This is a genomic window from Arthrobacter sp. 2MCAF15 (genome assembly GCF_052115605.1).
Lineage (GTDB): Bacteria > Actinomycetota > Actinomycetes > Actinomycetales > Micrococcaceae > Arthrobacter.
Genome location: NZ_JBFRGZ010000012.1, coordinates 54,853 through 72,908 on the forward strand (window position 1 = coordinate 54,853; position 18,056 = coordinate 72,908).

The window sequence follows — 18,056 nt, forward strand, 5'->3', positions numbered from 1 at the left end:
TCAATGCATTCATTGATCAACCTCTAGGTTGTTTACGATACCCCTGGCGGCCGGCCTGTGCAATACCCCAACGCGGGGTCACGAAGCGCCCTTCCGCGCCCCGGGAAGGGCGCTTAGTGATTACTTTGTTAGTATGTCAGGACAAACTATCGAAGGAGATGCGAGTGCCCCTCGTGCGAATTGACGTCAACCAAGGCCGCGCCCCGGAGCAGCTCCGTGGGCTCAGTCGGGGAATCCATGCTGCAATCGTGGCCGAGTTCGGCATTCCGGAGCGCGACTACTTCCATGTGCTGACGGAACATCCCGCGGGACAGATTGTCGCCCAGGACGCAGGGCTCGGCTTCGAGCGGACGCCGGATGTGGTGATGATCCAGATCTTCACCCAGGCCGGCCGGAGCCAGCCCGCCAAGCAATCTCTGTTCGCCGCCATCGCCGACCGGCTGGCGGCCGCGGGGGTCGCCGGCGAGGACGTCTTTATCGGATATGTCGAAAACACTGCGGGGGACTGGTCGTTCGGCTTTGGCCAGGCTCAGTACGTCACCGGAGAACTCGGAGTCCCCGACAAATAGCCGAAAAGGGCGTTTCTGTGGACGCTGCGGCGCCCCTGCAGCGGAGCCTTCCAGGCCCTCCGTGTCATGTTGTAAATATGTCAGTACAAACCTTTGACAGTACATAGATTCTAAGGCAAAGTAGTGGATGTGGTCCGGCTCACGCCGACCGCCCAGCGCCGAAGCTCAGGCTGCGCAAAGGTACCGAGTTCACACCAGAAAGGTCCGCGATCACCGTGACCCACGAACTGCTCACGATCGGGCGCATCAGCGTTGATATCTACCCGAACGACATCGGGGTGGATCTGGAGGATGTCACGTCCTTCGGAAAGTACCTTGGCGGATCACCGTCCAACGTGGCAGTCGCCGCGGCCCGCCACGGCCGACGCACCGCCGTCATCACCCGGACCGGCGACGACGCCTTTGGCAAATACCTGCACCGCGAACTTCACAAGTTCAACGTGGACGATTCCTTCGTCACCGCTGTCAAGGAATGGCCCACCGCGGTCACGTTCTGCGCCATCAAGCCGGCCACGGACGAGTTCCCGCTCTACTTCTACGGCCGGTTCCCCACCGCCCCTGACCTGCAGATCAAGGCCGAGGAGCTGGACCTGGACGCCATCCGGGACGCCGGGATCTTCTGGTCCACCGTCACCGGCCTCTGCCAGGAACCCAGCCGCGGCGCCCAGCTGGCGGCCCACGAGGCGCGGCCCCGGACCGGGCTGAAGCCGGGCCAGTTCACCATCCTGGACCTCGATTACCGGCCGATGTTCTGGTCCTCCGAGGAAGAGGCCCGGGAACAGGTCGCCAAGATCCTGCCCCACGTCACCGTGGCGATCGGCAACGACAAGGAATGTGCCGTCGCCGTCGGCGAGGGAACTCCGGACGAACAGGCCGACCGGCTGCTCGCGGCCGGCGTCGAAATCGCCGTCGTGAAGCTTGGCCCCGAAGGGGTCATGGCCAAGACCCGCACCGAGCGCGTGGTCTCCGCCCCCGTGCCGGTGGAAACTGTCAACGGGCTCGGCGCCGGCGACTCTTTCGGCGGGGCGTTCTGCCACGGGCTGCTCTCCGGCTGGCCGCTGGCCCAGGTCCTGGACTTCGCCAACGCCGCCGGCGCCCTGGTCGCCTCCCGTCTGTCCTGCGCCGACGCCATGCCGACGCCGGACGAAGTCACGGGCCTGCTTGCAGAACGCGGCCGCCTGGTGCCGGGTACCTACGCCACCGAAGGAGCAACACTGTGAGTGTCCATACAGCCTCCGCCGCCCTCGCGGTGGACGATGATCCCCGCCGCTACGAGCGCCTGAGCATTATCCGGCTCGAAGACCCCGAAGCGATCGCCCGTGCCGCCAAGGCCCGGCGCCGCCACCCCGGTGTCCGGGCCCACCGGCAGAACTTCATTGTCGCGGCCGACCACCCGGCCCGCGGGGCACTCGCGGTGGGCAACGATCCCGTGGCCATGGCTGACCGACGCCAGCTCCTGGACCGGCTCCAGATTGCCCTGGCCAACCCGGACGTGGACGGTGTGCTGGCCTCGCCGGACATCATGGACGACCTCCTCCTGCTGGGCGCGCTCGAGGGCAAGTTGCTCTTCGGCTCGATGAACCGCGGCGGGCTTTCAGGGCTGGTGAACGAATTCGATGACCGGTTCACCGGCCACACGGCGGCCGCACTCGAGGCCTTGGGCGCCGACGGCGGCAAGATGCTCACGCGCATCTGCCTCGGTGACCCGGACACGGTGGCCACGCTTGAAGCGACCGCGCGGGCGATCGACTCCCTCGCCGAGCGTAGGCTGATCGCCATGGTGGAACCGTTCCTCTCCGTCCGCGAGAACGGCAAGGTCCGCAACGACCTCTCCACCAACGCCGTCATCAAGTCGGTCGCCATTGCCGAAGGCCTCGGCGCGACCAGCGCCTACACCTGGATGAAGCTCCCGGTGGTGGCCGACATGGAACGCGTCATGGCGTCCACCACCATGCCCACCGTGCTCCTCGGCGGAGACCCGGAGGGCAGCCAGGACGATGTGTTCGCCAGCTGGCAGGCGGCCCTCTCCTTGCCCGGCGTCCAGGGCCTCACCGTCGGCCGGACCCTGCTCTATCCGCAGGACGGCGACGTGGCCGGAGCCGTGGCAACTGCCGCCTCCCTGCTGCACCACACCGACTCAGGCCACACAGGCACCGGCCACACCGCCTCAGGCCACACCGCCTCAGGCCACACCGAACCCACCCGTACCGAAGAAGCATCGGAGTAACTTCCCATGGGAATGAGAACTGCCTCAGGAACACGCAGAATGACAGTCGCCCAGGCTGTCGTGGAATACCTGTCCAAGCAGTACACCGTCGATTCGGTCGGCGGCCAGGACTTCAGGGAACGCCTGATTCCGGGCACGTTCGGCATCTTTGGCCACGGCAACGTCGCCGGCGTCGGCCAGGCGCTCAAGCAGTACCAGCAGCTCGACCCGAGAATCATGCCGTACTACCAGGGCCGCAACGAGCAGGCCCAGTCGCACCAGGCCGTCGGCTTCGCCCGGCACACCCGGCGCCGCCAGACCTTCGCGATCAGCACCTCGATCGGCCCGGGTTCCTCGAACCTGCTCACCGGTGCGGCGCTGGCCACCACCAACCGGCTGCCGGTCCTGCTGCTGCCGTCCGACACGTTCGCCACCCGCGCCGCCGACCCCGTACTGCAGCAACTCGAGCAGCCCTACGCCTACGACATCACCGTCAATGACGCCTTCCGGCCGCTGTCCAAGTTCTTCGACCGCGTCTCGCGGCCTGAGCAGCTGTTCTCCGCGTTCCACCACGGCCTCCGCGTCCTCACCGACCCGGCCGAGACGGGCGCCGTCACCATCTCGCTGCCGCAGGACGTCCAGGCCGAGGCGTTTGACGTGCCCGAGGAATTCCTCGCCGAGCGCGAATGGCGGATTCGCCGCCCGGACGCCGACGACGAGGACATCCGCCGTGCCGCCGACGCCATCCGCGCCGCCAAACGCCCGCTGATCATCGCCGGCGGCGGCGTGCTCTACGCCTACGCCAACGAGGAACTGGCCAAGTTCGCCGAGCTCACCGGAATCCCGGTCGGCAACACCCAGGCCGGCGTCGGCGTCCTGCCATGGGACCACAAGTTCTCCCTCGGCGCGATCGGCTCCACCGGCACGACGGCGGCAAACGCCATCGCGGCCGAAGCGGACCTGATTGTCGGCATCGGCACCCGCTACGAGGACTTCACCACCGCGTCCCGGACGGCGTTCCAGAACCCGGGCGTGAAGTTCATCAACATCAACGTCGCCCCGATCGACGCCTACAAACACGGCACCTCCCTGCCGATCGTGGCGGACGCCCGCAAGGCCCTGGTGAAGCTGAACCGGGCCCTCGGCGGCTACCGGATCGGCGCGGACCTCGAACAGCAGATCGCGAATGAGAAGGCCCGCTGGAACGCCACCGTGGACGAAGCCTTCGACACCCGCTTCACACCGCTGCCGGCACAGAACGAGATCATCGGCGCCACGAACCGCGCCATGGACGCCCAGGACGTCGTCATCTGCGCCGCCGGTTCCCTCCCGGGCGACCTGCACAAGATGTGGCGGGTCCGGGACCCGTTCGGCTACCACGTCGAATACGCCTACTCCTGCATGGGCTACGAAATCCCGGGCGGACTCGGCGTCAAGCGCGCAGCCCTGGCCGAAGCCGCGAAAGGCGGGACGCAGCGCGACGTCGTCGTGATGGTGGGGGACGGCTCCTACCTGATGATGCACACCGAACTCGTCACCGCCGTCGCCGAGCGGATCAAGCTGATCGTCGTCCTGATCCAGAACCACGGCTACGCCTCGATCGGCTCGCTCTCGGAATCCCTCGGCTCCCAGCGCTTCGGCACCCAGTACCGGGCGCTGGATCAGGAACAGCACAGCTTCGACGACGGCGACCGGCTGCCTGTGGACCTGGCCCTGAACGCCGAAAGCCTGGGCGTGAAGGTCATCCGGATCGAACCAGGGGAGAAGGTCATCGCCGAGCTCGAGCAGGCCATCCGCGATGCCAAGGCCGCCCCCGAAAACGGCGGACCGATCGTCATCCACGTCGAATCCGACCCGCTGCTGGACGCCCCCAGCTCCGAGTCGTGGTGGGACGTTCCGGTCTCCCAGGTCTCCGAGCTCGAGTCCACCAAGCAGGCGTTCCAGACCTACGTCGACCACAAGGGCCGCCAGCGCAAGCTGCTCGGCTAACCCCCTCGAACTTCAACAAACTCAAGGAAGAGTCCCATGACTGCCACCACTGACCAGAGCACCCAGACCCAGAGCACCAAAACCATCCAGCACTTCATCAACGGCGCCGAAACCGCAGGCACCGGCACCCGCACCCAGCCCGTCTACAACCCCGCCACGGGCGCCGTCTCGGGCGAGCTGCGGCTGGCCAACCGGGAAGACCTCGACGCCACGGTCGCTGCCGCCCGCGCCGCCGCCGATTCCTGGGGCGACATCTCCCTGGCCAAGCGCACCGCGGTGCTCTTCAAGTTCCGCGAACTGGTCGCGGCGCACGTGGATGAGCTCGCCGAGCTGATCACCGCCGAGCACGGCAAGGTCCTCTCCGACGCCAAGGGCGAGATCGGCCGCGGCCTGGAGGTCATCGAGTTCGCGTGCGGCATTCCGCAGCTGCTCAAGGGCGACTACTCGGACCAGGTCTCCACCGGCATCGACGTCTTCTCCTTCCGCGAGCCGCTCGGCGTCGTCGCCGGCATCACCCCGTTCAACTTCCCGGTCATGGTGCCGCTGTGGATGGCCCCGATGGCGATCGCCACCGGCAACGCCTTCATCCTCAAGCCCTCCGAGCGCGACCCCTCCGCCTCCATGCTCCTGGCCAAGCTCTGGAAGCAGGCCGGCCTGCCCGACGGCGTGTTCCAGGTCCTGCACGGCGACAAGGAAACCGTCGACGGCCTGCTGACGCACCCGGATGTGGACGGCATCTCCTTCGTCGGCTCCACCCCGATCGCGAAGTACGTGCACGAGACCGCCACCGCCCACGGCAAGCGCGTCCAGGCCCTGGGAGGCGCGAAGAACCACGCGATCATCCTGCCCGACGCCGACCTCGACAACGCCGCCGACCACCTCGCCGCCGCCGCCTTCGGCTCCGCCGGCGAACGGTGCATGGCGATCTCCGTCGCCGTCGCCGTCGGTGATGCCGCGGACCTGCTGGTCAAGAAGGTCGAAGAACGCGCCCTCGCCGTCAAGGTCAACAACGGCACCGCCCCCGGCGCCGACATGGGACCCGTGATCACCCCGGCGTCCAAGGAACGGATCGTGAAGATCGTCACCGAGGCCGAAACCGCGGGCGCGGCCATGGTGGTGGACGGCCGTGACCTCGTGGTCCCCGGCCACGAGGACGGATTCTGGGTCGGCCCCACCGTCCTGGACCACGTCAAGACCGAAATGACGGCCTACACCGAGGAAATCTTCGGCCCCGTCCTCGTCGTCGTCCGCGTCGAGGACCTCGACGCCGGCATCGCCCTGATCAACTCCAACCCCTACGGCAACGGCACCGCGATCTTCACCTCCTCCGGCGCCGCGGCCCGGAAGTTCCAGCGCTCCGTCACCGTGGGCATGATCGGCATCAACGTGCCCCTGCCCGTGCCGGTGGCCTACCACTCCTTCGGCGGCTGGAAGGCCTCGCTGTTCGGCGACAAGCATATCTACGGCCCCGAAGGCGTGTCCTTCTACACCCGCGGCAAGGTCGTCACCTCCCGGTGGCCCGAACCCACCCACGCCTCCGGCGCCTCCTACAACTTCCCCTCCAACTGATCCCCACCGCCACCCTGGCCTCGCAAGCTCGGCCAGGGAACCCTGGCGGCGTGGGCCCACACCCAACAACCATGATCGATTGCTCCGTAACTGCCGTTTTGAACGTCCAAAAGGGCACCTGCGGAGCAATCGATGAGAAGGAATGGAAATGGCTGAGAACAAGCTGATCATCGGCACCGCGCCGGACTCCTGGGGCGTCTGGTTCCCGGATGACCCCAAGCAGACCCCCTGGGAACGCTTCCTCGACGAGGTCGCCGAATCCGGCTACAAGTGGATCGAACTCGGACCGTACGGTTACCTGCCGAACGATCCCACCCGGCTGGCCGAGGAGCTCAAGGCCCGCGACCTGAAGGTCACCGCCGGAACGGTCTTCACAGCGTTCCACCGCGGGCTGGACCAGTGGGAAACGGCGTGGGAGCCGGCCCGCAAGGTCGCCGAACTCACAGCGGCCATGGGAGGCGAACACATCGTGGTCATTCCCGCCATGTGGCGCGACGACGTCACAGGCGAGGCCGTCGAAAGCGGCACCCTCACCGAGAAGGCGTGGGGCGACTTGTTCGCCGGCCACAACCGCCTGGGCAAGACGCTGCTGGAGGACTTTGGCCTGAAGCAGCAGTTCCACTCGCACGCCGACTCCCATGTCGGTGCGCAGGAGGACATCGAGACCCTGCTCGCAGCGACGGACGCCAAGTACCTCAACCTGTGCCTGGACACCGGTCACGCCGAATACTGCGGGGCCTCCAGCCTTGAGCTGATCAAGAACTACCCGGACCGGATCGGCTACCTGCACCTCAAGCAGATCAACCCGGACATCCTGAAAAAGGTCAACGCGGAAAACATGACCTGGGCTGCCGCCAACCTGGCCGGTGTCATGACCGAGCCGCCGAACGGCCTGCCGGACCTGCGCGCCGTCATCGAAGCTGTCGAGGCGCTGAACCGGCCGATCTTTGGCATTGTGGAACAGGACATGTACCCCGTGGCCTTCGACGTGCCCATGCCGATCGCCAAGCGCACCCGGAACTACCTGCTCTCCTGCGGCTCCCGCACGGCCGTCAACTAGAACTGAGGACAAGATCATGACCAAGACCCTCCGCGTAGCTGTCATCGGCGCCGGCCGTATGGGCGCAGACCACATCCAGCGGCTCAACACCCGCATCCACGGCGCTGAAGTCGCCGCCGTCGTCGACGTCGACCTCGCCCGCGCCCAAGCCGCGATCGAAGGCATTCCCGGTGCCGTCGCCCTCGCCGACGCCGAAGAAGCCCTCAACAACGGCGACGTCAACGCCGTGCTGATCGCCACCCCCGGGTTCCTGCACGAGGATATCCTGCTCAAGGCGATCGCCAAGGACATCCCCATCCTCTGCGAGAAGCCGCTCACCCCGGATGCCGAGTCGTCCTGGAAGATTGTCGAGGCCGAGCAGCAGCTGGGCCACAAGCGCATCCAGGTCGGCTTCATGCGCCGCTTCGACGCCGAATACGCCGCGCTTGGCAAGATCATCCGCGACTCCGAACTCGGCGAACTGCTCATGCTGCACCACCAGCACCGCAACCCCACCACCCCGGCGGGCTTCACCAACGAGATGCTCATCAACGACTCCGTGGTGCACGAATTCGACGCCATCCGTTACTTCACCGGCGAGGAAATCATCTCGGTCCAGGTCCGCCTGGGCAAGGCCACACGGAACGCCCCGGCCGGGCAGCACGACCCGCAGCACGTGTTGATCGAGACAGAGTCCGGCGTCCTGGCCGACGTCGAGATCTACGTCAACGCGAAGTTCGGCTACGAGGTGGCCACCCAGGCCTCCTTCGAGGACGGCATCGTCAGCATCGGCGGCGACCAGGGCCCGTACACCCGCAGCAACGGCCGCTGGGGCGGCAACGTCACCCCCGGCTTCGAGGAGCGGTTCGGTGCAGCGTACGACGTCGAAATCCAGTCTTGGGTGGACGCCGCCCTCCGTGATGAGATCGGCGGCCCCACCGCCTGGGACGGTTACGCCACCGCCGCCTGCTGCGAGGCCGGCGTCGAGGCGCAGAAGAACGGCGAAAAGGTCGCCGTGAAGCTCAACGCCAAGCCCGCCCTCTACCGCTAGAACCTCTGCCGGCCGGCCGCCCTGTATTGCACAGAGGGCAGCCGGCCGGCCGCACGCCCACCAGATCCACAATGGAGTGTCCACCGTGAAAATCGCCCTTGACCCCACGCCGTTCCACCACAGCCACGGACTCCTTGAGTTCCCTCGCGTGGTGGCCGACCTCGGCTACAAGTACATGCAGATGACCCCGCACGCCGATTTCATCCCGTTCTTCAACCACCCGAAGGCCGACGACGAGCTGGTGGGCCAGCTGAAGGCGGCCTGCAAGGACGCGGGAATCGAAATCGCCTCGGTGCTGCCCGTGCTGCGATGGTCCGGGCCGGACGAGGACGCCCGCGAGGCCGCCGTCCGCTACTGGAAGCGCGCCATCCAGATCACCGTGGACCTCGGCGTGGGCACCATGAACACCGAGTTCAGCGGCCGGCCGGAGAAGGCCGAGGAATCCGAGCGCGCCTTTTACCGCTCCATGGAGGAACTGCTCCCCATCATCGAGCGGGAGGGGATCGACCTGTTAATCGATCCGCATCCGGATGACTTCGTCGAGGAGGGCCTCGCCGCGATCCGGGTGATCCGCGGGCTGAACTCGAAGAACGTTGGCCTGGTCTACGTGGCCTCGCACAGCTTCCACATGAAGAACGAGCCGCTGGAGATCATGCGGGCCGCGGGGGACAAGCTTCGCCTGGTCCACGTCGCCGACACCATGAACCACCACGCCTCGCACGGGCTGCGCTACATCACCAACCCGCCCGGCAACCCGGTGCGGGTGCACCAGCACTTGAAGATCGGCGACGGCGACGTCAACTGGGACGAGTTCTTCGGTGGCCTGAAGGAAATCGGCTTCCTGGACCGCGAGGACACCGTTATGGTCTCCAGTGTCTTCGCGGAGGACGACAACGCCGCGGAGGTCTCCCGCTACCAGCTGGAGACGATGCAGCAGCGCGTCGCGAAGGCGAGCCTATGAGGGCGGGGGACGCAACGGCATCCGCCACAACACAATCGGACACAACAGAGCCCGCCTCAAGGGATTTCGACCAAGCCCTGACGCACCCGGCTCCGGGCGGAGCGTCCAATCCCAGAGGCTTCATGCGGCGGGTGGCGCTCTTCTCCACGTTCGGCGGTCTCCTCTTCGGCTATGACACCGGTGTGATCAACGGCGCCCTGCCGTTCATGCAGCGGGACCTCGGCCTCACCCCGCTGACCGAAGGGCTGGTAACCTCCACCCTGCTGTTCGGTGCGGCGTTCGGCGCCATCTCGGCAGGCAGGCTCTCGGACCGCTTCGGCCGGCGCAGGACCATCATGGGGCTCGCGATCATCTTCGCGGTGGCCGCCATCGCCTGCTCCCTGTCGCCCAGCACCGAAATGCTCGTCGCCTCCCGCACCCTGCTCGGCCTCGCCGTCGGCGGCGCGTCGGTGATCGTTCCGGTGTACCTGGCCGAAATGTCCCCGTCAGCCCAGCGCGGGCGGATCGTGACGCAAAACGAGCTCATGATTGTCACCGGTCAGTTCCTGGCCTTCACGTTCAACGCCGTGCTGGGCAACGCCTTTCCTGAGGCCTCCCACGTGTGGCGGTGGATGCTGGTCATCGCCACGCTGCCGGCCGTCGTACTGTGGCTTGGCATGCTGCTGCTGCCGGAAAGCCCGCGCTGGCTGGCCTCCGCCGGCCGCTTCGGCGAAGTCCTCGAGGTGCTGCGCCGGACCCGTGCCGCGGAGGACGTATCCACCGAGTTCGACGAGGTCCGGCAGGCCGCCCGGGAGGACTACCAATCCAAGCTCGGCACCTTCCGTGACCTCACGGTGCCGTGGATCCGGCGGATCTTCGTGGTCGGATTGGGCATGGCCGTGATCAACCAGATCAGCGGCGTCAACGCCATCATGTACTACGGCACCTCCATCCTCTCCAGCTCCGGCTTCGGCGACCAGGGCGCCCTGATTGCCAACGTCGTCAACGGCGTCACCTCGGTGGTCGCCGTCGTCGTCGGGATGTCCCTGATGTCGCGCCTGCCGCGGAAGTCGATGCTGATCGCCGGCCTGGCCGGCACGGCAACGTCCCTGCTGGCTATCGGCGTCATCTCCCTGCTCATCCCGGAAGGCATCCTCCGCGGCTACCTGGTCCTGCTGTTCATGGTCACGTTCCTCGCCTCGATGCAGGCCTGCATCGGCACCGTGACATGGCTGACCATGGCCGAAATCTTCCCGCTGCACGTCCGCGGCATCGCCATGGGCATCTGCGTGTTCGTGCTGTGGATGATCAACTTCCTGATCGGGTTCTTCTTCCCGCAGATGGTGTCCTGGATTGGCGTCTCGGCGACCTTCTTCATTTTCGTCGCGCTCCAGCTGGCCGCCATCGTCTGGGTGAAGCGCGTGGTCCCGGAGACTCGCGGCAAGAGCCTGGAGGACCTGGAACACTTCTTCAAACAGGCCGCCGCCAAGCAACCGGTTACCGTCTAGCCACATAAAGCGTCCAGCCGTACAAACCGAAAGCCCCGCCCCTCGGATGTTCGTGGGGCGGGGCTCTTCTGCGTTCTTACTGCGTTTCGGGCGAGGCGTGGCAGCGCTAGACGCCTACGTGCAGCCGGGGGAGGGCGTCCACCAGGGGTGCCAGTTCCGGCACTTCCTGGGCCTCGGCCAACGCCCGCTCCAGCGTGGCGTCGTGGACCGGCCTGCTCTGCTCGAGCAGCGTGATGCCGCTGGGCGTGAGCTCGGTGTAGATCCCGCGGCGGTCGTCCGCGCACAGGATCCGGGTCAGCAGCCCGCGGTCCTCGAGCCTGTTGACCAGCCGCGTGGTGGCGCTCGCGCTCAGCGCCGTGGCACGGGCCAGTTGCTGCATCCGCATATGCCAGCCGTCCTGCCGGCTGAGCGCGTCCAGCACGGTGTATTCCACCACCGAGAGCTGCGCCTCGGCCTGCAGGGAACGCTCCAGCTCGGCCTCGATCAGGCCGTGCAGGGCCGCCAGGGTCCGCCAGCCTTGCGCCCGGACCTCGACGGCGTCGTCCTTGATGCCCATCTGCTGATTCCCTTCAGCTCGCGTGCCCGGCGGGGTGGTGCCGGACACATCAAATAATAGTTGCTTGCGCGCTGTATCTGCTTGTGCAACAATTTGTTGTACATCAATAAATAACGCGTCTGCAATTACTAGCTTACGCGCCATACCCCTTTCCGTACAGCTTTGTAAGGAGCACCTCCATGCCTGTTGGCCTGATAGCCCTCGCCCTCGGCGGGTTCGGCATCGGACTCACCGAGTTCGTCATCATGGGCCTGCTGCCGCAAGTGGCCGCAGACTTCCACGTCACCGAGGCCACCGCGGGCTGGCTCATCTCCGGCTACGCGCTCGCCGTCGTGGTGGGAGCGCTTGGCCTCACCGCGGCCGTGACGCGGTTCGAGCGCAAGCCGGTACTGGCCGTGCTGATGGTGCTCTTCATCGCCGGCAACCTCGTCTCGGCGCTCGCCCCCGACTATGGGCTGATGATGGCCGGCCGTATTATTGCCGCGCTGGCGCACGGGGCATTCTTCGGCATCGGTGCCGTGGTGGCCGCCAGCATGGTGGCGCCCAACAAGAAGGCCGGCGCGATCGCGATCATGTTCACCGGCCTCACGGCGGCCAATGTCCTGGGTGTCCCCTTCGGCACCATGCTGGGCCAGGCCGCGGGCTGGCGGGCCACGTTCTGGGCGATCACCGTCATCGGCGTCCTTGCCCTGGCAGGCATCCTCGCCCTCGTCCCGAAAACCGGCTCCGGGGAGACCGGCACTGGTTCTGCCACGGGCGGATTGCGCGGCGAGCTCCGGGCCTTCCGGTCCGGGCAGGTCTGGCTCTCCATCCTGGTCACCGTCCTCGGCTACGGCGGCATGTTCGGCGCCTTCACCTACATTGCCTTCACCCTCACCGAGGTCACCGGCTTCTCCGCCACCACCGTCCCGTGGCTGCTGATCCTTTTCGGCGTCGGGCTCTTCATCGGCAACACCCTCGGCGGCAAGGCGGCCGACAAGAATGTGGACCGCACCCTGCTGGTGGTGCTCGCGGTCCTGGTGGCGGTGCTCGTGGCCTTCGCCCTGACCGCCGGCAACCAGCCGATGACCATCGCCACCATGGTCCTGCTGGGCGGCTTCGGTTTCGCCACGGTTCCCGGGCTGCAGATGCGCGTGATGAAGTACGCCAGCAGCGCTCCCACCCTGGCCTCCGGCGCCAACATTGCCGCCTTCAACGTCGGCAATGCCCTGGGGGCTTGGCTGGGCGGCGTCACCATCACCGCCGGCCTCGGCTACACCTCGCCGATCTGGGCCGGTGCCGGGATCACCCTGCTGGGCCTGGTGGTCATGGCGTTCGCGGCCGCCGCTGCCAAGAAGCACGACGCCGGCCGGCCGGCCGACGTCGACAGCTCCGACGCCGAGGCCGAGACCGAGCTGCAGGCGGCCTAACGGCCTAACGGCCTAACGGCCTAACAGCAGCGGGCCTAGCGGCCGAACGGCAGCCGCGGGTCCAGGTCCTGGCCCTCCCAGGTCTGGCGGATCCAGCCGTGGTGCGGGTCGTCGCTGATGAGCCACTCGCGGACCTGGCCCGGTCCTGCCATGACGTTGAGGTAGTACATGTCGTAGCCGGGGGCGGCCATGGCGGGCCCGTGCCAGCCGTAGGGCACCAGGACGACGTCGCCTGTCCGGACCTCGGCCGAAACGTCGATGGGCCGCTCATCGGAGGCGTAGACCCGCTGGTAGCCGATGGCGTCCTCGGGGCCCGGGCGCCGCGGCGCTCCGGGCGTCACCCGGGTTTCGAAGTAGTAGATCTCCTCGAGGCTGGTCTCGCCGTCCTTTTCCTCATCGTGCTTGTGCGGGGGATAGGAGGACCAGTTGCCGGCCGGGGTGAGGACCTCGCAGACAATGAAGCGGTCCGCCTCCAGCGCCGCCGGGGTACCGAAATTGTGGACCTGGCGCGAGCAGTTGCCCGCTCCACGCAGTTCCACCGGCGTCTCAGCGGCCGAGACGAGGCGGACCGGGTAGGAGGCCTTGGCCGGGGCCGTGGCTACCGCCACCCGGCCGCCGTCGGCCGAGGCGATGGTCACCGCCTTGCCGGTTCCCGTGTAGAGCACATCACTGGGGCCGCCGAAGACGCTGTCCCGGCCGGCCAGCGGATAGTCCTGGCCGTCCACGGTCGCCACGAAGGAGCCGTTGAGCGGGATCACGATGCGTTCCTCCGCAGCGGCTTCCAGTCCGACGGCGCCGCCGGCCGCCAAGGTGGCGACCTTCAGTCCTGTGTGTGCCCAGCCGTCCACCGCCAATGCGGAATCGGACGTCCCGATCGAAATGTCCCACTTGCCTTCGGCGGCAGTGCCGAGCGGATAGACCCAGTTGGCCATGGAAGCTGTCCTTTCGTTGTCGCGCCGGAGGAAGGCGCGTGTGTGCGGGGTTGGAGACGGTGGCGCCCGTAGTTGGCGCTCTCACGCGCCTATGGTTGGACGCCTACTTGTGAGCCCCTGTCTTTGGGCTCTTATCTCTGAACTCTTATCTCTGAACCAGTGTCATTTCAAAGCTGTAGGAATCCGCCCGGTAGACGTGGTGGCCGGTTTCCACCATGCGTCCGGTGTCGTCCACGGCGGTGCGCTCCATGGTGACCAGGGCGGAGCCGGGCGTGGTCTCAAGCAGGGGCGCCTGGTAGTCGTTGGCGATCATGGCGCCGATCCGCTGCGAGGCCAGGCGGAAGTTCACGCCGCCGTTGCGCAGGATCGCGTAGAGGCCCTGTCCGGCCAGGCTTGCCTCGTCGATGGAGGTGATGTCATCGCGCACCCAGTTCTCCATCAGGGCCAGCGGCTTGCCGCCGACTTTCCGGAGCCTGGCGAAGTGGTACACCTTGGCGCCGGCTGGAAGCTGCAGCGCCGTCCGGATCGCCGCGTCCGCCTCCTCATGCGAGAAGCTCAGCACATCGGTGGTGGGCTTGCTGCCGTTGTTGCTGAGGTCGTCGTAGAGACTGGAGAGCTCCAGCGGTCGGCGGACCTGGCTGGACACCACCTGCGTGCCCACGCCGCGCTTGCGGACCAGGAGCCCGGAACGGACCAGTTCGTCCATGGCCTTGCGCATGGTGGGGCGGGAAAGATTGAGCTGGGCGGCCAGGTCGATCTCATTTTCCAGCCGGCTGCCGGGCTCCAGCAGCCCCGTGTGGATCGCGGCCTCGATGCCCTGCACCACTTGGTGGTACAGCGGTACGGGGGAAGAACGGTCGATCCGCAGATTTAGTTGATTCGCCACTGGGCGCGCTCCCTTGTGCTCCGCGGCGGCCGACGTGCCAGCCTGTCCGCGTATGTCAGGCTATGTTCGCTTGATAGGACATACTGCCTTTTTCTGATAGTAGCAGGGCTGCCGTGGGCGGCCAAGGGTTGGCGTTCGACGCCGGGGGAGTAAGGGGTTGGTGGGCCCTTCCTGAATGATCGACCCCGCCAAAATGTCGACTGAATCGCGCTGCGTTACGTCAAAACATCCTAATGTCAGGACAAACTATTGACAACTGTGATCGGAGTCACCATGATCAGTGGAGAAGGCTCACGGACCGGCGTGATGAAGCGTGCGGGGTAGCCCGAATCAAAGGAGATTTATCGTGAAGAAGTTTTCCTGGCGGAAGGCGGCGCTGGTGGCCGCCGTCGTTCCGATGATGGCCCTTAGCGCCTGTTCCAGCACTGGCGGCAAGCCCGCAGACACGGGCAACGCAGCCGGCGGTGGCGGCCAGGCCGTCTCGACGCCCCGGCTCAAGGTCGCCCTCATCACCCACGCCTCGGGCGGCGATACCTTCTGGGACATCGTCCGCAAGGGCGCCGAGGAGGCATCGGCGAAAGACAACGTTGAACTCCTGTACACGTCCGATCCCGAAGCCGGCCGGCAGGCCCAGCTCGTCCAGCAGGCCATCGACCAGAAGGTTGACGGCATCGCGGTCACCCTCGCCACGCCGGACGCCCTGAAGGACGTCCTGAAGAAGGCCACCGACGCCGGCATTCCCGTCGTAAGCCTCAACGCCGGTGAAGGCGTCTCCCAGGCACTCGGTGCCTTCACCCACTTCGGTTCCAACGAGCAGCTCGCCGGCGAGGCGGTCGGCACCAGGCTCGCGGCGGAGGGCTACAAACACCCGGTCTGCGTGATTCAGCAGCAGGGCCACGTTGGCCTTGAAGCACGCTGCGCCGGCGTCAAGGCCAAGGTGCCCGGAACGGAAATTCTGTACGTCGACGGCAAGGACATGACCGCTGTTCAGTCCACGGCGACCGCCAAGCTCCAGGCTTCCAAGGACGCCGACGTCATCATCGGCCTCGGCGCCCCCATCACCCTCACGCTCCTCAAGTCGGTCACTGATGCCGGCAGCTCCGCCAAGGTAGCAAGCTTCGACCTGAACGCGGATCTCGCCCAGAAGATCGTTGACGGAGCTGTCCTTTTCACCGTGGACCAGCAGCCGTGGCTGCAGGGTTACAGCGCAGTTGATGCGCTGTGGCAGAACAAGCGCGGCGGATTCAAGCTGGGCGGCGGACAGTCGGTCCTCACCGGCCCGAGCATCGTAGACAAGAGCAATGCGGCTGATGTCCTGAAGTTCGCCCAGCAGGGTATCCGCTAACAGTCCGCTGGCCGGGCCGGCCCTGTGCCGGCCCGGCAGCAAGGAGAATCATCATGACCATCACCCAGACAAAGACAAAGTCGCCGGCGCCCGATGAGCGCGTCGCCAAGCGCAGTCCGTTCCAGAAACTGCTGGGACGTCCCGAGGTCGGTGCCCTGGTGGGCGCGATCGTCCTTTTCATCTTCTTCGCGTTGGTGTCCCCGACGTTCACCCAGCCCAACGCCTTCGCGACCATCCTGTACGGCTCCTCCACGATCGGGATCATGGCCGTCGGGGTGTCCTTGCTGATGATCGGCGGGGAGTTCGACCTCTCCACCGGCGTCGCGGTGATCACCTCGGCGCTGACCGCGTCGCTGTTCAGCTGGAACTTCAGCACCAACGTCTGGGTCGGCGTGGGCCTTGCCCTGGTGGTGTCCCTCTCGATCGGGTTCATCAACGGCTGGATCCTGATCAAGACCAAGCTGCCCTCCTTCATCGTGACCCTGGCCACGTTCCTGATGCTGACCGGCCTGAACCTGGGCCTGACCCGGCTGATCGGCGGCTCGGTGTCCTCACCGTCAATCTCGTCCATGGACGGCTTCGCCTCCGCCCATGCGGTCTTCGCCTCCTCGATCAGCATCGGCGGGGTCGAGGTCAAAATCACCGTGTTCATCTGGTTCGCGCTCGTCGCGGTGGCGACCTGGGTGCTGATGCGGACCCGGGTGGGGAACTGGATCTTCGCCGTCGGCGGGGACGCGAACGCGGCCCGCGCCGTGGGCGTGCCGGTCAAGGCCACCAAGATCGGCCTGTTCATGGCCGTGGGGTTCTGCGCCTGGATCCTGGGCATGCACAACCTCTTCGCCTTCGACGCCGTGCAGTCCGGTGAGGGCGTGGGCAACGAGTTCCTCTACATCATCGCCGCGGTGATCGGCGGCTGCCTCCTGACCGGCGGATACGGCTCGGCGATCGGCGGCGCGATCGGCGCGTTCATCTTCGGCATGGCCAACAAGGGCATCGTCTACGCCCAGTGGAACCCGGACTGGTTCAAGTTCTTCCTGGGCCTGATGCTGCTGCTGGCCACCATCGTCAACCTCATCGTCAAGCGCCGCGCGGAACTGAAGTAAAAGGGGCCCGGAAATGAATGCCAAAGAGATCGACCAGCAGACCCTGCTGCAGAACGAAAAAGACCCCCTCACCCACACCCCGGTGCACCTGCTCTCCCTGGACGGGGTGGCCAAGCACTACGGGAACATCATCGCCCTCTCCGATGTCACCATGGCCGTGGACAACGGCCGCGTCACCTGCGTCCTGGGCGATAACGGCGCGGGCAAGTCCACCCTGATCAAGATCATCGCAGGCCTGCACCAGCACGACGCCGGGACCCTGAAAGTCATGGGCGAGGACCGGAAATTCACCTCCCCCCGCGACGCCCTGGACGTGGGCATCGCCACCGTCTACCAGGACCTCGCGGTGGTGCCGCTGATGCCGATCTGGCGGAACTTCTTCCTCGGCTCCGAACTCACGTCCGGGTTCGGCCCGTTCAAGAGCATGGACGTCGACAAGATGAAGGAAATCACGCTCAAGGAACTCGCCGCGATGGGCATCGACCTGCGCGATGTCGAGCAGCCCATCGGCCAGCTCTCCGGCGGTGAACGCCAGTGCGTCGCGATCGCCCGCGCCGTGTACTTCGGCGCGAAGGTCCTGATCCTGGACGAACCCACCGCGGCCCTGGGCGTGAAGCAGTCCGGCGTGGTCCTGCGCTACATCCTCCAGGCCCGCGACCGCGGCCTGGGCGTCATCTTCATCACCCACAACCCGCACCACGCCTTCCCCGTCGGGGACCGGTTCCTGCTGCTCAAACGCGGCAAGTCGATCGGCTACTACGACAAGAAGGACATCACCCTGGACGAACTCACCGCCCAAATGGCCGGCGGCGCCGAACTCGCCGAACTCGCCCACGAACTCGAACAACTCGGCGGCCACGGCGACATCGTCAAAGAAGTCCAGGGCGAAGTCGCCGACGTGGCCCAGACGACCGGTAACACGTACGCGTAAGTACCGTCCCAAATCTTAGAAAG

At 66.4% G+C, this 18,056-nt stretch carries 16 protein-coding genes; 13 read left to right on the forward strand and 3 right to left on the reverse strand.

The window, feature by feature from the left end; translation table 11 throughout:
• The first annotated feature begins 164 nt into the window (after positions 1–164).
• The 9 genes from AB4089_RS14320 to AB4089_RS14360 all read left to right on the forward strand — a co-directional run bounded on the left by AB4089_RS14320 (position 165) and on the right by AB4089_RS14360 (position 10,871).
• Positions 165–569, forward strand: a complete 405-nt coding sequence (locus AB4089_RS14320; protein WP_441409942.1) for a tautomerase family protein — start codon at positions 165–167, stop codon at positions 567–569.
• A 215-nt stretch (positions 570–784) separates the two neighbouring features.
• Positions 785–1,789 carry a 5-dehydro-2-deoxygluconokinase gene (iolC, locus tag AB4089_RS14325; protein WP_441409943.1) on the forward strand — a complete coding sequence of 335 codons (1,005 nt, stop codon included), beginning with the start codon at positions 785–787 and terminating at the stop codon, positions 1,787–1,789.
• Entirely contained in the window at positions 1,786–2,796 is a 1,011-nt protein-coding gene (locus tag AB4089_RS14330) for a Cgl0159 family (beta/alpha)8-fold protein (protein WP_441409944.1), read from the forward strand. Before iolC ends, AB4089_RS14330 begins: the two co-directional genes overlap by 4 nt.
• Positions 2,797–2,835: 39 nt before the next feature.
• On the forward strand, positions 2,836–4,764 hold the full coding sequence (iolD, locus tag AB4089_RS14335; RefSeq protein WP_441409945.1) for a 3D-(3,5/4)-trihydroxycyclohexane-1,2-dione acylhydrolase (decyclizing): 1,929 nt from the start codon (positions 2,836–2,838) through the stop codon (positions 4,762–4,764).
• A 36-nt stretch (positions 4,765–4,800) separates the two neighbouring features.
• Positions 4,801–6,333 carry a CoA-acylating methylmalonate-semialdehyde dehydrogenase gene (locus AB4089_RS14340; RefSeq protein ID WP_441409946.1) on the forward strand — a complete coding sequence of 511 codons (1,533 nt, stop codon included), beginning with the start codon at positions 4,801–4,803 and terminating at the stop codon, positions 6,331–6,333.
• Positions 6,334–6,481: 148 nt separating this feature from the next.
• On the forward strand, positions 6,482–7,393 hold the full coding sequence (locus AB4089_RS14345; RefSeq protein ID WP_441409947.1) for a sugar phosphate isomerase/epimerase family protein: 912 nt from the start codon (positions 6,482–6,484) through the stop codon (positions 7,391–7,393).
• A gap of 16 nt (positions 7,394–7,409) precedes the next feature.
• A complete protein-coding gene (locus AB4089_RS14350) occupies positions 7,410–8,423 on the forward strand; it encodes a Gfo/Idh/MocA family protein (protein ID WP_441409948.1) in 1,014 nt (337 codons plus the stop codon).
• Positions 8,424–8,508: 85 nt separating this feature from the next.
• On the forward strand, positions 8,509–9,384 hold the full coding sequence (locus AB4089_RS14355) for a sugar phosphate isomerase/epimerase family protein (RefSeq protein WP_441409949.1): 876 nt from the start codon (positions 8,509–8,511) through the stop codon (positions 9,382–9,384).
• Positions 9,381–10,871, forward strand: coding sequence for a sugar porter family MFS transporter (locus AB4089_RS14360; RefSeq protein WP_441409950.1), 1,491 nt, complete (start codon positions 9,381–9,383; stop codon positions 10,869–10,871). Before AB4089_RS14355 ends, AB4089_RS14360 begins: the two co-directional genes overlap by 4 nt.
• A gap of 106 nt (positions 10,872–10,977) precedes the next feature.
• Here AB4089_RS14360 and AB4089_RS14365 read toward each other — a convergent pair whose 3' ends face one another.
• Complete coding sequence (locus AB4089_RS14365) at positions 10,978–11,427, reverse strand: MarR family winged helix-turn-helix transcriptional regulator (protein ID WP_441409951.1); 450 nt, start codon at positions 11,425–11,427, stop codon at positions 10,978–10,980.
• 179 nt (positions 11,428–11,606) lie between these two features.
• Between AB4089_RS14365 and AB4089_RS14370 the strand changes: the two genes are divergently transcribed.
• Positions 11,607–12,836 carry an MFS transporter gene (locus AB4089_RS14370; protein ID WP_441409952.1) on the forward strand — a complete coding sequence of 410 codons (1,230 nt, stop codon included), beginning with the start codon at positions 11,607–11,609 and terminating at the stop codon, positions 12,834–12,836.
• A gap of 35 nt (positions 12,837–12,871) precedes the next feature.
• On the opposite strand, the gene iolB is transcribed toward AB4089_RS14370, so the two are convergent.
• Both iolB and AB4089_RS14380 read right to left on the reverse strand, forming a co-directional pair.
• Positions 12,872–13,768: a 5-deoxy-glucuronate isomerase gene (iolB, locus tag AB4089_RS14375; RefSeq protein WP_441409953.1), complete on the reverse strand. Its 897-nt coding sequence runs from the start codon at positions 13,766–13,768 to the stop codon at positions 12,872–12,874.
• A 145-nt stretch (positions 13,769–13,913) separates the two neighbouring features.
• Positions 13,914–14,654, reverse strand: a complete 741-nt coding sequence (locus AB4089_RS14380) for a GntR family transcriptional regulator (RefSeq protein WP_441409954.1) — start codon at positions 14,652–14,654, stop codon at positions 13,914–13,916.
• Between the two features lie 346 nt (positions 14,655–15,000).
• Here AB4089_RS14380 and AB4089_RS14385 point away from each other — a divergent pair, with 346 nt between their 5' ends.
• The 3 genes from AB4089_RS14385 to AB4089_RS14395 are packed head-to-tail and all read left to right on the forward strand — an operon-like array spanning position 15,001 to position 18,033.
• Positions 15,001–15,999 carry a substrate-binding domain-containing protein gene (locus AB4089_RS14385; RefSeq protein WP_441409955.1) on the forward strand — a complete coding sequence of 333 codons (999 nt, stop codon included), beginning with the start codon at positions 15,001–15,003 and terminating at the stop codon, positions 15,997–15,999.
• Positions 16,000–16,052: 53 nt separating this feature from the next.
• On the forward strand, positions 16,053–17,102 hold the full coding sequence (locus AB4089_RS14390) for an ABC transporter permease (RefSeq protein WP_441409956.1): 1,050 nt from the start codon (positions 16,053–16,055) through the stop codon (positions 17,100–17,102).
• 13 nt (positions 17,103–17,115) lie between these two features.
• The gene (locus AB4089_RS14395) at positions 17,116–18,033 is read left to right on the forward strand and encodes an ATP-binding cassette domain-containing protein (RefSeq protein ID WP_441409957.1); all 918 of its coding nucleotides are present in this window, start codon (positions 17,116–17,118) and stop codon (positions 18,031–18,033) included.
• Positions 18,034–18,056: the final 23 nt, after the last annotated feature.